Below are 14602 nucleotides of genomic sequence, written 5' to 3'. Positions count from 1 at the left end.
AGGAAACAAAAGACCCCTGATTCTCTAGGAAAATCAAGGGCTTATATGTCTGGCGGTGAAGGTGGGATTCGAACCCACGATACGATTTCTCGTATACACACTTTCCAGGCGTGCTCCTTCAACCGCTCGGACACTTCACCGGGTCTCGATAGTCATTGCTGTCTGTCGAGGCGCGCAAATGTAGCCGAACAGCCAGCCAAAGGCAAAATCTTTTTTCAAAAGATTCATGTGCTTATGCCAAATGCTGGTTCTCGGTAGAGGACTTATCGGGATTGGGTTCAAATCGGTGTTGGCCGAACAGAATAAAGCCAAGCGAGATAAAGAGGCTGAAAGCAAACAAGCCCAGCACGCCGACAGGGTTTTGGCTGCGCGGCTCACTGGCCAGCCAGAGCAGCCCGAGCATTAGCAGCAAGGCCAATGCAACGCGCCAGCATCCCAAGCAGAGGATTAAACCACGCATAGCGTCATCGCTCATGAATAAAGCGTCGACGGTAGCGGTGCATCCGCCCAGCCGACCAATTGCCGATATTGATCAAGGTCATAGCTGAAGCGGCCGCGCTCGCTGACCAGCCAGTCAGCCATCGTGCTTTACCTGACCAGTGCGGATGAGTAACGTCTGCTGCACTTCAGCACAAGGAACCCGACCATGAGCGACCTGATCAGCTACCAACTCGACGATGGCATTGCCACCCTGACCCTGTGTAATGGCAAGGTGAATGCCATCTCCCCGGATGTGATCACTGCTTTCAATGCGGCTCTGGATCGCGCCGTGCAGGACAAGGCCATCGTAATCATCACCGGCCAGCCAGGCATTCTGTCGGGTGGCTACGACCTTAAAGTGATGACCTCCGGCCCGCAAAATGCCATCAACCTAGTGGCTTCCGGTTCCACCCTGGCGCGCCGCATGCTTGCTCACCCCTTCCCGATAATCGTTGCCTGCCCAGGTCATGCGGTCGCCAAGGGTGCCTTTATTTTGCTCTCGTCCGACTACCGTATCGGCGTCGAAGGCCCGTTCAGCATCGGCCTCAACGAAGTGCAGATCGGCATGACCATGCACCACGCTGGCATCGAACTGGCCCGTGACCGCCTGCGCAAATCAGCCTTCCACCGTTCGGTGATCAATGGCGAGATGTTTGACCCGCAAAACGCTGTTGATGCTGGCTTCCTCGACAAAGTAGTGCCAGCCGAACAGCTGCAGGCCACGGCCCTGGCGGTTGCCCAGCAGATGAAGAAAATCAACATGACGGCGCACAAGAACACCAAGCTGAAAGTGCGCAAGGCGCTGCTTGAAGCCCTCGACCAGGCTGTCGAGCTGGACAAGAAGCACATGGTGTAAACACACCCCGCAACACCGAAAAGCCCGGCCCATGTGCCGGGCTTTTGCATTTAATGGCAAAACAATGGCGAGCCCGCAAGCAATCTGGCCAGGCTGTATTACTTTTAACAGGTAGAGCCAAGGAGCAGAGGCGCCCAACGATCTATTCGAAATTGCCGCCGGGAGCGTGTTATGAAGATTGCCCACAAGGTTGGTCTGGCCGCGGCCATCGTGTTGTTCCTCACCACCAGCCTGCTGTCGCTGGTACAAGTAAACCAGGTTCGCGTCACCCTCCAGAACCAAGTTGCTGCGAGCATCGCAGAATCAAGTAACGCACTCGCAAGGCAAATCGAGAACTGGCTCAACGCCAAGCTCAAGTTGATGGACTTGATGGCACAAGGCATCGACAGCAACTATAGCCCCGAAGAAACCCAGCGCATCGTCAACAGCCCCATGCTGAAGAACGAATTCATTTTGGTATTCGGTGCACTGCAAAGCGATGGCAAGCCGATCAAGAACAGCGATGAATGGAAGCCTGCCCCTGAATGGGATGGTCGTCAGCGCCCCTGGTACGCGACAGGTAAAGACGGCACACAAGCCGTACTGACCGAACCCTATGTGGACTCCACTACGGGTGAAATCCTGATTTCTGCTGTTACGCGCATCACCAATGCCGGCGAATTTCTGGGAGTAATGGGCGGTGATATCCGCTTGAAAACTGTTGCGGATGCCGTTAACACCCTGGACTTCAACGGTGCCGGCTACGCGTTTCTACTCACCCGCAATGGCAACATCATTTCCCACCCCAACACCGAGCTGAACGGCAAAAACTACAGCGAGTTGTTCGGTGGCCAAAGTCCAGCCTTAAACAAAGAGCTGCAGGAAAGCAGTGGCGGTGACAAGGGCCTGCTGATGTCCTTCACTCCGCTGACCAACCTCAAAGGCATGGACTGGTATATCGGTGTGGTATTGGATAAAGGCATCGTTATGGCCGAAGCCAATGCTCTGAGTTGGCGCGCGGTGATCGGCACCATACTGGGGGTGATCATCAGCCTGATCGTGCTGGGTGTATTGATGAACAGCCTGCTCAAGCCGCTCGACCACCTGCACAACTCTCTGCATGAGGTTAACAGCGGCGAAGGCGACCTGACCCGGCGCCTGCCTGCCACCGGCAACGATGAAATTGCCCTGGTCTCCAAGGAGTTCAACAGCTTTCTGCAAAGCCTGCAGAGCTTGATCAGCGAGGTGATGGGCAGTTCCAGGCAGGTGCGTGAAAGCACCACACTGACCTCCAGCGCAGCCAACCAGGCCGCCAATCGCTTGCAGCAACAGCTGCAGGAGCTTGATCAGCTGGCCACCGCCATGCAGGAAATGGCCTCTACCGCCGAAGAAGTGGCGCGTAATGCACAGGCTGCGGCACAAGCCGCGCTGGCGGCCAATCAGGAAACCGAGAATGGCGTGCGCGTGGTGTCGCGCTCCACCGAAGCAATCAAGCACCTCGCTGATGAAATGGACGAAACCAGTCACGCGATCAACGAACTGGCCAAACTCAGCCACAACATCGAATCGATCCTCTCGGTGATCACCAGTATTGCCGACCAGACCAACCTGCTTGCTCTTAATGCAGCTATCGAAGCGGCACGCGCCGGTGAATCCGGCCGTGGCTTTGCCGTGGTTGCTGATGAAGTCCGCTCACTGGCCTCACGTACCCAGCAGTCGACCCAGGAAATCCGCCAGATGATCGACCAGCTGCAATCCGGGGTTAAGCAGGCCGAATCGCGCATGCAGCAAAGCCGCGATACAGCCAGCAAAACGGCAGAAGAAGCCGGCGCGGCCAACGATATGCTCGGGCGTATTAGCGATGCGATCACCCGGATAAACGACATGAACCTGCAAATTGCCACCGCCGCAGAGCAGCAGAGCGCTACTACCGAGGAGATTAACCGCAACACCACCAATATCCGCGACATCAGCCATGAGGTGGCCGCAGGCGCCGAAGAACAGGTGCGCCAATGCGCTGTGATGGTTGAACAGGTCGGCCAGCAAGATCATCTGCTCGGGCGTTTCAAGGTCTGAACGCCAACCCACCAGGCTGCACTCGTGCGTGCAGCCTGCGCTAACAGATGAGGGGGTTGGGCATGCGCATACTTGTAACGTGGCTCCTGTTCCTGACCATACATGGCATCGCACAGGCGCAAACACCCATCAGTGTTACGGTGCTGTGTGACGCCAGTTTGAATCGCCCCTAGTTTCGTAGACACCTCCAGGCCTCATAATACGGCCCATTAGGAGGTGCCATGAGCAACCCGCGTTATCCCGAAGAATTCAAAATCGAAGCAGTCAAACAGGTGACCGAGCGAGGTCTGCCGGTGGCTGAGGTAGCTGCTCGTTTGGGCATGTCTACACACAGCCTGTATGCCTGGGTGAAGCGCTACAGCAAGCCCCAAGAGCAGCGAGCGCAAGAGGACGACCAGCAAGCTGAGCTACGTCGTCTGCGTGCTGAACTCAAGCGCGTGACCGAAGAGCGAGACATCCTAAAAAAGGCCGCCGCGTACTTTGCCAAGGAGTGCGGCTGAAGTACGCCTTCATCAATCAGCTATCCGCAGACTATTCGGTTCGTCGTCTGTGCCTGACTCTGAAAGTACATGCCAGCGGTTACTACGCCTGGCTGGCTGAACCGAAGTCAGCACGAGCCAAGGATGATCAACGTCTGCTTGGTCTGATCAAGCACTCGTGGCTAGAGAGCGGTGGTGTGTACGGCTACCGCAAAATCCATGACGATCTGCGTGAGCTTGGAGAACAGTGCGGAAGGCATCGCGTTGCTCGGCTAATGCGCCAGGAAGGGCTGCGTTCGCAGACGGGGTATCGGCGGCGTCCGGGACGTTATGGTGGCAAGCCACCAGTGGCCTCGCCGAATCATCTTGAGCGTCGATTCAATGTCACCGAACCCAACAAAGTCTGGGTCACGGACATAACATACATCCGCACCTATGAGGGCTGGTTGTATTTGGCGGTGGTGCTAGACCTGTTTTCGCGGCAGGTAATCGGTTGGTCAATGAAACCGCAGATGACCTGCGACCTGGCTATTGATGCCTTGCTGATGGCGGTTTGGCGACGCAAGCCAAAGCAGGAAGTGATGATTCACTCAGACCAGGGCAGCCAGTTCAGCAGCGGCGACTGGCAGAGTTTCCTGAAAGCCAACAACTTGCTTGGCAGCATGAGTCGACGTGGCAACTGCCATGACAACGCGGTAGCAGAAAGTTTTTTCCAGCTGCTGAAGCGGGAGCGGATCAGGCGGAAGATCTACAGCACCAGGCAGGATGCCAGAGCCGATGTGTTCGATTACATCGAGATGTTCTACAACCCAAAACGCCGGCATGGTTTCAACAACCAGCTGTCACCGGTAGAGTTTGAGAAGCGACATTTACTGAGCCTGGAAAGTGTCTAGGGAATCCGGGGCGATTCAGTTATCCGCCCTACAGCCACGTCGAAAACGATGAAGCCAAAGGGTTGTACAGCGACATCCTGCGTGCAGCCTTTGCGCGCATGCCGGGTTACCAGGTCAGCATCCGTCCGGTGCCCTGGCCACGCGGGCTGGCCGCACTGGAGAAAGGCAAAGCCTTTGCTCTGTTCCCGCCGTATCACCGCCCTGTGGAGCGCCCATGGATGGATTATTCGCGACCAATTCTGGAAGAAAGCGTGGTGGCCTTTGTACGCACAGAGCTGGCTCAGCAGCGTGCCATCGCAGATTTCCCAGCGGCCTATGCGGGCCTGCGCATCGGCCTCAACCGCGGCTTCAATACCATCGCTGCACCTAGCTACAAGACCATGCTCGCGACTGGCGAGGTTACACAAAGCTACGCCACAGACAGTCGCACCAACCTGCTACAACTCAGGGGAAAACGCATTGATGTGTATATCAATGATCGCCTGTCGATACTCTGGGAGCTGCAGCAGATGCGCAGCGAAGGCCTCTTTGCTGGAAGTGGGCTGAACTGGTTGACTGAAGGCCCTACCCTGTCCAGTGAACACGGTCACGTGGGCTATACGCGTATCAATGAGCATTCCTACCCCTATAAACAGGACTTTATGCAGCAACTGGATCACGTCCTGCTAACCCTTGAGCAAGATGGCAGCATCATCCGTATGGCACAGCGTTACAGCTCAGTTGACCTGCCACCTGCCACTGGCAGCGCCTCTAACAATGGGGCAACAAGCGGTAACGACCTCTGACCAGCATCAATTGCCGAACGCAGTGCACGCCCGTACACTGCGCGCCTTTTTCCTATGACGGGCGTACCAAATGCTTTTTTTACTGCGCATGCTGGCGATGGGCGTGCACTTTATCCTCGCGGGCATCTTGGGCCTGTTAATTGGTATCTGCCGTCCCTTCAACCCGGACAACAGTCGCCTCTGCGCGCGCCTGTACAGCATTCCGGCGCAATGGCTGCTGGGCTGGAAGCTGACAACCGATGTGCAACCGCTGCTCGACCACCAACGCTCCTGCGTCATCATCGCCAACCATCAGTCCAACTATGACCTCTACGTGCTTGGGCGCGTGGTGCCCAAACGTACCGTGAGCATTGGTAAGAAGAGCCTGAAGTGGGTCCCCTTCTTCGGTCAGCTTTACTGGCTGGCGGGTAACGTGCTACTAGACCGTGGCAATGCGGTGCGGGCCAAACAAGCGATGCTCACCACCACCGACACACTCAAGCACAAAGACACCTCGATCTGGGTATTTGCCGAAGGCACGCGCAACCTAGGCAAAGGCCTGCTGCCGCTCAAAAAAGGCGCATTCCAGATGGCGATTGCTGCTGGCGTGCCGATCATCCCGGTGTGCGTCAGTACCTACGTTAATCATCTCCAACTCAATCGCTGGAATAGCGGTGAGATTTTGATCCGCTCGCTGCCAGCGATCCCCACAGCCGGCATGACTCAAAATGACCTGCCGCAGCTGATCGAAACCTGTCAAACGCAGATGCAGCAGTGCATCGACGCAATGGACAAGCAGCTGACCGCGAACGCTTAAGTACATGGCGCATGCATCAAAGCCCAGCCACTGCGCTGGGCTTTTTCTTGGCGACTGTTTTTCTTCTGCTACGCCTGCGTCGCTATATCCGGTCGTTGGCGGAAGTCTCCCAGGAGCTGCAGCGTCTCGACTTTCCGTTTATCGACAACAACATGCGGCCCTACTTTCGCGACGTGGCGATTCACGTCAACCGCCTGCTAGAAGACCTCACCGCCCTGCGCGAAATGGCCGACCACGCCATCGAGATTGGCCTGTTGCTGGAGTCATCCCGACAAAGCGTTACTCAACACAAGTTCGCCGCCTGGGCCGCCATCCTGGCCTTTCCCACCGCAGTGACGGGCATCTATGGGATGAATTTTCAAAACATGCCGGAGCTGACTTGGCACTACGGCTATTTCGTCGTACTCGGCGTGATCACCAGCGGCTACATCGGCCTGTTCATTAGTTTCAAGCGTTCCGGCTGGCTATAAAAATCGACTGGAGCGATTTTTAACGTCGCGTAGTGCGCGGCCCGCAAAGTGACGGCTATGGGTGAAATGCCATAAAAAAGCCCGGTCATTGACCGGGCTTTTTCATCCAGCGCAAATTACTCAGCTAAGCCCGCACGGCCTTGAGCGACAAAGCGCATCATCCACTCCGCCACAGTATGACCCTGGTGATCGCGCTGCAGGCTATCGACTCCCTTGGAGTAGGCAGGCTCGCCAATATGCTGTTGGCGCAGGTCAAGCAGCGCGCGCGAGTAGTCATGCACAAATTCAGGGTGGCCTTGGAAGCACAACACCTGATCACCAATGCAGTAAGAGGCAATCGGGCAAAACTCGCTGCTGGCCAGTAACGTGGCGTTCTCCGGCAGCTTGGTCACCTGGTCCTGGTGGCTGATCAGCAGGGTCAGGTCTTCCAAATCTGGGCTCATCCAGTTCGTTTTTTGCGCCATGCGGTATTGGTGAATACCGACGCCCCAGCCTTGCGTGGCGCGTTCAGTATTACCGCCCAGCAACAGAGCAAGAATCTGGTGGCCAAAACACACACCCAACAGCTTGTCGCCGTTGTTGTAGCGCTGTAACAGGTAGGTTTTCAGCGTCTGGATCCAGGCATCGCTGCCGAAGGAGTCGGCCTTGCTGCCCGTCACCAGGTAAGCATCGTAGCACTCGCTGTCCGGCGGGTAATGCCCCTCCATCACGTTGTACACCTTGAACTCGGCAGCAATCGGCTGGCGCGCGAACAACTGTTCGAACATACGACCATAACTGTCGTATTGGTCGACCAGTTCAGGGCGAAGAACATCGGTTTCTAGGATGCAGATCTGCAGCGGCATATGGGCGGTTACCTAGGGCGCAGGAGGGTTGATTTGCAAGCGCGCCAGCGTGCCTGCTGACAGCCTGCAAGGCAATAGCTGCAGGCCAAACACGACCAATTACCCGACCTGATTTACGGTCACGATAGTCGCCAAGGGGTCTTTTAACATCTACCGGTCACTATAAGCGCGAGGGCAATAAAAAGCCGGCTCACAGTAGCCGGCTTTTAAACACATCACGGCACTAGAACAGCTGGTTATTCGCAGCCTTCTCCAACAGCAAAGCAGGCGGCAGGAAGCGTTCGCCGTACTGCTCGGCCAGGTACTTGGCGCGGGCGACAAAGTCCTGCACGCCGTACTGGTTGATGAACTGCAACGCGCCGCCGGTCCAGGCGGCAAAGCCGATACCGAAGATCGAACCGATGTTGGCATCGGCTACCGACTTGAGCACACCCTCTTCCACGCAGCGCACGGTTTCGATGGACTGGATAAACAGAATGCGATCACGCACGTCGATCTGCGAGATCTGCGCATCGCGCTTCTCAAAGCGCGCCTTGAGTTCCGGCCACAGGTGCTTCTTGCCACCCGCCGGATAATCGTAGAAGCCCGCACCCGCTGCTTTGCCCGGACGTTTGTATTCATTGAGCATCATGTCGATCACGGCAAATGCCGGGTGCTCGGGAATCTGCTTGCCTTCGGCTGCGAGGTCTTTGATGGTCTGCTGACGGATATGGTTCATCAGGCTCATCGACACTTCGTCGCTGATCGCCAGTGGGCCGACCGGCATGCCGGCTTTGCGCGCTTCGTTCTCGATCATCGCCGCGCTCACGCCCTCGCCGAGCATGGCCAGGCCTTCGTTGGTGAAGGTGCCGAACACCCGCGAAGTGAAGAAACCACGGCTGTCATTGACCACAATCGGGGTCTTCTTGATCTGCATGACGTAGTCGAAACCACGCGCCAGGGTCTCGTCGCTGGTGTGCTCGCCTTTGATGATTTCCACCAACGGCATCTTGTCCACCGGGCTGAAGAAATGCAGGCCGATAAACTTGTCCTGCTTCTGCACCGCCGTGGCCAGGCCGGTGATCGGCAGGGTCGAGGTGTTGGAGGCAATCACTGCGTCAGCCAGCGCCGCGCGCTCAGCAGCTGCGGTGACGTTGGCTTTGAGGTCACGATCCTCAAACACGGCTTCGATGATCAGGTCGCAGCCTTCAAAGTCAGCTTCACTGACGGTGGATTTAATCCGCGCCAGAATGCCATCGCGCTTCTCAGCGCTCATCTGGCCACGGCCAACTTTCTTCTCCAGCAGCTTGACCGAGTAGTCCTTGCCCTTCTCAGCGGCCTCGATGGAGATGTCCTTGAGCACTACGTCGATACCGGCGACCGCGGACACATAGGCAATACCGGCGCCCATCATGCCTGCTCCGAGCACACCGACCTTCTTGGTCACATAGGGCTCGAAGCCTTGCGGACGTGAGCCGCCGGCGTTGATTTCATTGAGCTGGAACCAGAAGGTGCCGATCATATTCTTCGCCACCTGGCCGGTGGTCAGCTCGGTGAAGTAGCGTGCTTCGATGATCTGCGCGGTGTCGAAGTCAACCTGCGCGCCCTCAACGGCGGCGCACATGATCTTCTCCGGCGCAGGGAAGCAGCCCTTGGTCTTGTCACGCAGCACGCTTGGCGCGATGGCCAGCATTTGCGCCACATTCGGGCTGGACGGTGTACCGCCAGGAATTTTGTAGCCTTTCACGTCCCACGGCTGCACAGCGGTCAGGTTGGCGACAATAAAGGCGCGAGCCTTGGCCAGCAGATCATCGCTATCGCTGGCCAGTTCATGGATCAGGCCGGCTTTGAGCGCCGCATCGGGGCGTACCTTCTTGCCTTCGGCCAGGTACGGCAGGGCTTTTTCCAAGCCGAGGATACGTACCATGCGCACCACCCCGCCGCCGCCCGGCAGCAGCCCGAGGGTCACTTCCGGCAAACCGAGCTGGATGCTGGAGTTGTTCAGGGCGATACGGTGGTGGCAGGCCAGGGCAATTTCCCAGCCGCCGCCCAGGGCCGCGCCATTGATCGCCGCAACCACCGGCTTGCCGAGGCACTCCAGACGGCGCAGTTGGCCCTTGATATTGAGGATCATCTGGTAGAAGGCCGGCGCATCGGCCTTGGTGACCTTGATCAGCTCATTGAGGTCGCCGCCGGCGAAGAAGGTCTTCTTCGCAGAAGTAACGATCACCCCGGCGATGGAATCCTTCTCGGCCTCCAGGCGGTCAACAATCTTGCCCATGGCTTCGCGGTACACCGTGTTCATGGTATTGGCGCTCTGGCCGGGCATGTCCATGGTCAGAACGACGATATTGTCCTGGCCTTTTTCGTAACGGATGGCGTCAGTCATTTTTCTTATCTCCGCCTCAAACTCGTTCAATGATGGTGGCGATGCCCATGCCACCACCTACGCACAGGGTGGCCAGGCCGTAGCGCAGCTTGCGCTTCTCCAGCTCGTCGAGCAGGGTGCCGAGAATGGCGCAGCCGGTTGCACCCAGCGGGTGGCCCATGGCAATGGAACCGCCATTGACGTTGACCTTGTCCTCGCTGACGCCCATGTCCTTCATAAACTTCATAACCACCGAGGCAAACGCCTCGTTGACCTCAAACAGGTCAATGTCATTGACGTTCAACCCGGCCTTGGCCAGCGCCTTGCGGGTGGCCGGCGCCGGGCCGGTGAGCATGATGGTCGGGTCGGTGCTGGTCACGGCAGTGGCGACGATGCGCGCACGCGCCTTCAAGCCCAGTTCTTTGCCTTTGGCCTCGGAGCCGATCAACATCAGGGCAGAGCCATCGACGATACCGGAGCTGTTGCCCGGGGTGTGCACGTGGTTGATCTGCTCAACATGGCTGTAGACGCGCAGCGCGGTGCTGTCGAAGCCCATCTGGCCCATCATTTCGAAGCTCGGCTTGAGCTTGCCCAGGCCTTCGAGGGTGGACTCGCCACGGATAAATTCATCGTGATCGAGCAGGACGATGCCGTTCTGGTCGGCCACCGGAATCAGCGATTTGCTGAATGAGCCGTCTTTGCTGGCGCGGGCAGCTTTTTGCTGGGAACGCAGGGCAAAGCTGTCGACGTCCGTGCGGCTGAAACCTTCCAGGGTGGCGATCAGATCGGCGCCGATACCCTGCGGGGTGAAGTGGGTGTGCATGTTGGTGGCCGGATCCATCACCCAGGCACCGCCGTCGGAGCCCATGGGAATGCGCGACATTGATTCGACGCCGCCTACCACCACCAGGTCCTCGAAGCCGGAACGCACCTTCATCGCGCCCATGTTCACCGCTTCCAGACCCGAAGCGCAGAAACGATTGAGTTGCACGCCCGACACGCTGACATCCCAATCGGCTACCATGGCGGCCGTCTTAGCAATGTCCGCGCCCTGATCACCCACCGGCGTCACGCAGCCAAGCACGATGTCATCGACCTGGCTGGTGTCGAGGTTATTGCGCGCCTGCAGAGCCTTGAGCAGGCCGGCGATCAGGTCGACCGGCTTGACGCTGTACAGCGCGCCGTCCTTCTTGCCCTTGCCGCGGGGCGTGCGCACGGCATCGAAAATATATGCTTCGGTCATGGCGTCCTCAGACCTCCAATGGAGGGTGGCTGATGGCGCAGGTGAGGCCCGCGCCTGTTTTTGTTGAGTGTTGTCACCATACGCCGCACACCGGCAGGCTCAATGACCGAAGCGCTCAGGGCCATTGACCGCTCAGCTCAGACAAACGGTCAATCACTGGGCAATAGCGCATAAAGGTGTCTAGCACAGGGCTCACTCGTGAGTGCGAGGATCGGCCTCATAACTGCTGGAAACTAGCCTGCAAGCCATAGTAATCAAGGCGTCTATGACCGCCGGCCAGCCACCCTAGAGTTAGATTAGACCAGTTGAAAAGCTTGCAGGACGCTGGTTCTAGGTATCGCTACCGGGCTTTGCCGGGGCGATTCAAATGCCCCATATGAGGTGGGACGTTGCATCCAAGCAGTCAGTTGGACAGTGATCGCTCGCCGCAAAAAACAAAAAGGCCAACCGCCATGTTCAATCCCGTGAAGATGCGCCAAGCAGGCATGATCGTTTTTGCCATCACCGTCATTTTGATCCTTCCCAACCTCACCCGCTTGGTCAGCTGACGTTGCCACCACTCCTGTTTGTTTACCGGCCATTCAAACCACAACAATTCCAAACATTTCCCCCTTGCCATCCGCAGTAGGGTGCGCTGGCAAGGGCAGCACGACGCACGCCAATACTTGAACAGCAGCGCCTGTGATAGGGTGATTTCAATCACCATAAGTAGCCTGCCATGCGTCATCTAATCACCATCCTCGGCCTGCTTGTCAGCCAGCCACTGATAGCAGGCGAAGCCGAACTGAGCACTGCAGTCACTGCCCTGCAATCGCCCGATACGATGCTGATCGATGTTCGCACCGCTGAAGAGTTTGAAACTGGCGCTTTGCCAAACGCCGAGCGTATTGACCACGAATAAATCGCAAGCCGCATCAGCGCCATTGCACCCGGCAAAACACACCCATAATTCTCTACTGCCGCAGCGGCCGTCGTTCCAGCATCGCTCAGGAAAGCCTACGAGCCATGGGCTACAGCAACTTAATCAATGCCGGAGGCTATGAGGAACTGAAATTGGCTCTAGAGTCGCAGGATTAAAAAAAACGCACTCTTGGTATCCTCCTGCTCGCCCTTTAACCCTTCACACATCTGCACGCTGCCGAGCGAGCTGACCTTAGAAGGGGCTACGCCAGCCAACGCTCACCTGATCGCCCAAACACAAGCGCAAAGCGTCGAGATCAGCGACGACGTCAGCTACAAACGCAACATGCACTACCGCGCCGCATCGTTAGCCAGCTCTGCTGGAAGGTGTGCAACCGGGTAATCACCTGCAGCTGGTGGTTAGCGACAGCTTTGCCGCCAGACTCTCCGCCACACCTGCGCTCAGCCAAACCGGCAGCCAGACCTGGCTTACCATTGAAGACCCAGCCGCCAGGCAGATCGGCCCGGAGAAATTGCTGTTCCAACGGGCCACTACCCACAAACTTGCCCCGTTAGCACAGGGTTTCCCGCAACTACTGCCAGCGGCATAAGCCCGCTCGGCGGTGCAATCCGGTTTTGCCCAGCACCAGAAGAACTGCATAGTTTGTCATCGTTTGAATGGCGCAGGCGACTCGCAATTCGGCCCTAACTATTACAAAAAGGAAAGTAACGCAAAAATCCCAAACACAAAAAAGCCTGGTCATCACTGACCAGGCTATAATGTAGGGGTTGATTGGTCGGGACGGAGTGATTCGAACACTCTACCCCTTGCACCCCATGCGCTTATTTAGTGGATTTCCATGGATGTCCATAGACGCCCATAAACAACGCACACACTAGCAATTACGGGCCTTTCAGGCTACTTTACCTTCCCACAGCGTCCACTCCCGTCCACCACCAGCCAAGCGTTTCGGTGGCACAAAAGTGGCACAAAATTCGAGAGCGAAGAATTTTACTAGGGGTAGAGAGTGGCCAAGCTGACAATCAAGCAACTGGAGGCTTTCACAGCTGAAGATCACGGAAAGGTCTTCCGAGAGGATGGTGGGCTGGTTGCCGAGGTACGAGCCGGAATACGCGGAGTAACGGTTCAGTTCAGCTATGAATTCAAACTGGATGGCTCCAGAACCCGAAAGCGGCTTGGTAGCTGGCCAAAGAAAAGCTTGGCGCAAATCCGATCTGAGCGAGACGAATCCCGGGCTCTCGTCACGAAAGGCTTGCACCCTACCCTTGCCGCAAAAGCAGCGCGGATCGAGGCACAAGCTGCGATTGCCAACACTATCGCTGAAGCAGAGCGTGAGGCCGCCGAAAACAAAACAGTGGCTGACCTGTTTGACGAATGGATACGCGACGGCGTCTCCCGCCAGGATGGCAATGCCGAACTGGTGCGAAGCTTCAAAAAGGACGTGCTCCCCCTGATTGGCAAGAAGCCGTTGCGCAGTCTGACAGAGAAAGATCTGCTCACCGTCCTACGCTCGGTCAAAGCGCGCGGCCTGAACCGTACCGTCGTAATCCGCAGCAAGGACATCGGCCAAATGCTGCGCTGGGGAGAAAAGCGTAAGCCGTGGCGCACCCTGATGGCTGACGGAAATCCTGCCGACCTGATCGACGCCAATAAGCTGCTCGACCATGACTACGAAGAACAGCGCGACCGACTGCTTTCGCCGGCTGAAATCCGCGAACTACGCGATATCTTCGAGCGCCTGGAGCGCGATTACGAGGACTTACCTGCCGGCCAGAAGTACTCCGGCATTCGTCCGGTCAACCTGCGCGTTCAATGCGCTGTATGGGTCTGCCTGAGCACTCTTTGCCGCATCGGCGAGCTACTTAAGTCGGAATGGCGGTACGTGGATTTGGATAAAGGCACCTGGTTCATTCCAGCCGAAGCGACCAAGGGGCATAAGGGTAAGCGCCAGGATCACCACGTATTTCTTTCAGCCTTTGCCCTTGAGCAGTTCAAACGGCTGCACAAAGAAACCGGCCATACACCGTTCTGCTTCCCCAGCAAGGACGGCGATAGTCATGTCGATACCAAGACGGTAAGCAAGCTGATTGGCGATCGCCAATGCCGATTCAAGAACCGCAGCAAACCTCTGACGGGGCGCCATCACGACGACTCGCTAGTACTGAGCAAAGGTACCAAGGGTGAGTGGACTCCGCATGACCTGCGCCGGACGGGTGCAACCATGATGCAGGAGCTCGGCGTCACGCTGGAGATCATCGATCGCTGCCAGAATCACCTGCTAGGCGGATCCAAGGTTCGACGACACTATTTGCATCATGACTATGCGAAGGAGAAGACCGAGGCTTGGCGGCTTCTCGGAGAGAGGCTGAGTACTATCATGGTCGCACCTTTGGCTGACTAACCAGTTTTCAGGTCAAAACGCCCCAAAGCA

The 14602-nt window shown here is 57.2% G+C and carries 13 protein-coding genes, 1 tRNA gene and 3 pseudogenes; 11 read left to right on the top strand and 6 right to left on the bottom strand.

Annotated features, from left to right (window positions below; all coding sequences use genetic code 11):
• Window positions 1–50: 50 nt before the first annotated feature.
• Both AC0J6G_RS05410 and AC0J6G_RS05405 read right to left on the bottom strand, forming a co-directional pair.
• A tRNA-Ser gene (locus tag AC0J6G_RS05410) sits at window positions 51–140 on the bottom strand.
• Between the two features lie 92 nt (window positions 141–232).
• Complete coding sequence (locus AC0J6G_RS05405; protein ID WP_475251999.1) at window positions 233–475, bottom strand: hypothetical protein; 243 nt, start codon at window positions 473–475, stop codon at window positions 233–235.
• A gap of 171 nt (window positions 476–646) precedes the next feature.
• Between AC0J6G_RS05405 and AC0J6G_RS05400 the strand changes: the two genes are divergently transcribed.
• From AC0J6G_RS05400 to AC0J6G_RS05370, 7 genes and pseudogenes are all read left to right on the top strand, one after another.
• Window positions 647–1336: a crotonase/enoyl-CoA hydratase family protein gene (locus AC0J6G_RS05400; RefSeq protein ID WP_475251997.1), complete on the top strand. Its 690-nt coding sequence runs from the start codon at window positions 647–649 to the stop codon at window positions 1334–1336.
• Between the two features lie 171 nt (window positions 1337–1507).
• Window positions 1508–2533: pseudogene (locus AC0J6G_RS05395) on the top strand (HAMP domain-containing protein); the annotation flags it as partial.
• A gap of 30 nt (window positions 2534–2563) precedes the next feature.
• Entirely contained in the window at window positions 2564–3391 is an 828-nt protein-coding gene (locus tag AC0J6G_RS05390) for a methyl-accepting chemotaxis protein (protein WP_475253607.1), read from the top strand.
• Between the two features lie 221 nt (window positions 3392–3612).
• Window positions 3613–4763, top strand: a protein-coding gene (locus AC0J6G_RS05385) for an IS3 family transposase (RefSeq protein WP_475249676.1) whose coding sequence is annotated in 2 segments (ribosomal slippage) — window positions 3613–3856 and window positions 3856–4763 — 1152 coding nt in all. Because the reading frame shifts where the segments join, the coding sequence is not laid out codon by codon here.
• A 29-nt stretch (window positions 4764–4792) separates the two neighbouring features.
• Window positions 4793–5548, top strand: a pseudogene (locus tag AC0J6G_RS05380) (substrate-binding periplasmic protein); the annotation flags it as partial.
• 70 nt (window positions 5549–5618) lie between these two features.
• Window positions 5619–6344: a 1-acylglycerol-3-phosphate O-acyltransferase gene (locus AC0J6G_RS05375; RefSeq protein WP_475251995.1), complete on the top strand. Its 726-nt coding sequence runs from the start codon at window positions 5619–5621 to the stop codon at window positions 6342–6344.
• A gap of 65 nt (window positions 6345–6409) precedes the next feature.
• A pseudogene (locus tag AC0J6G_RS05370) lies at window positions 6410–6814 on the top strand (CorA family divalent cation transporter); the annotation flags it as partial.
• A 116-nt stretch (window positions 6815–6930) separates the two neighbouring features.
• Here the strand turns inward: AC0J6G_RS05370 and AC0J6G_RS05365 are convergent.
• The 4 genes from AC0J6G_RS05365 to AC0J6G_RS05350 all read right to left on the bottom strand — a co-directional run bounded on the left by AC0J6G_RS05365 (window position 6931) and on the right by AC0J6G_RS05350 (window position 11955).
• Window positions 6931–7659 (bottom strand): amidotransferase, encoded by a 729-nt coding sequence (locus tag AC0J6G_RS05365; protein WP_475251993.1) that lies wholly within the window; start codon window positions 7657–7659, stop codon window positions 6931–6933.
• Window positions 7660–7882: 223 nt separating this feature from the next.
• Window positions 7883–10027, bottom strand: a complete 2145-nt coding sequence (locus AC0J6G_RS05360; RefSeq protein ID WP_475251991.1) for a 3-hydroxyacyl-CoA dehydrogenase NAD-binding domain-containing protein — start codon at window positions 10025–10027, stop codon at window positions 7883–7885.
• A 16-nt stretch (window positions 10028–10043) separates the two neighbouring features.
• On the bottom strand, window positions 10044–11249 hold the full coding sequence (locus AC0J6G_RS05355) for an acetyl-CoA C-acetyltransferase (protein ID WP_475251989.1): 1206 nt from the start codon (window positions 11247–11249) through the stop codon (window positions 10044–10046).
• A gap of 403 nt (window positions 11250–11652) precedes the next feature.
• Entirely contained in the window at window positions 11653–11955 is a 303-nt protein-coding gene (locus AC0J6G_RS05350; protein ID WP_475251987.1) for a hypothetical protein, read from the bottom strand.
• A gap of 12 nt (window positions 11956–11967) precedes the next feature.
• On the opposite strand from AC0J6G_RS05350, the gene AC0J6G_RS05345 reads away from it, so the two are divergent.
• The 4 genes from AC0J6G_RS05345 (at window position 11968) to AC0J6G_RS05330 (ending at window position 14572) form a co-directional block, all read left to right on the top strand.
• Window positions 11968–12150, top strand: a complete 183-nt coding sequence (locus AC0J6G_RS05345) for a hypothetical protein (protein ID WP_475251985.1) — start codon at window positions 11968–11970, stop codon at window positions 12148–12150.
• Window positions 12147–12326 carry a rhodanese-like domain-containing protein gene (locus tag AC0J6G_RS05340; RefSeq protein ID WP_475253605.1) on the top strand — a complete coding sequence of 60 codons (180 nt, stop codon included), beginning with the start codon at window positions 12147–12149 and terminating at the stop codon, window positions 12324–12326. Before AC0J6G_RS05345 ends, AC0J6G_RS05340 begins: the two co-directional genes overlap by 4 nt.
• 446 nt (window positions 12327–12772) lie before the next feature.
• Window positions 12773–12919, top strand: a complete 147-nt coding sequence (locus AC0J6G_RS05335) for a c-type cytochrome (RefSeq protein ID WP_475251983.1) — start codon at window positions 12773–12775, stop codon at window positions 12917–12919.
• Window positions 12920–13177: 258 nt separating this feature from the next.
• Window positions 13178–14572 carry a tyrosine-type recombinase/integrase gene (locus AC0J6G_RS05330; protein ID WP_475251981.1) on the top strand — a complete coding sequence of 465 codons (1395 nt, stop codon included), beginning with the start codon at window positions 13178–13180 and terminating at the stop codon, window positions 14570–14572.
• The last annotated feature ends 30 nt before the right edge of the window (window positions 14573–14602 follow it).

This window comes from Pseudomonas sp. TS_SC_3, from assembly GCF_056156225.1.
Note: the sequence above shows the minus strand (reverse complement) of the source record. Positions and strands in the feature narration are given on the sequence as shown.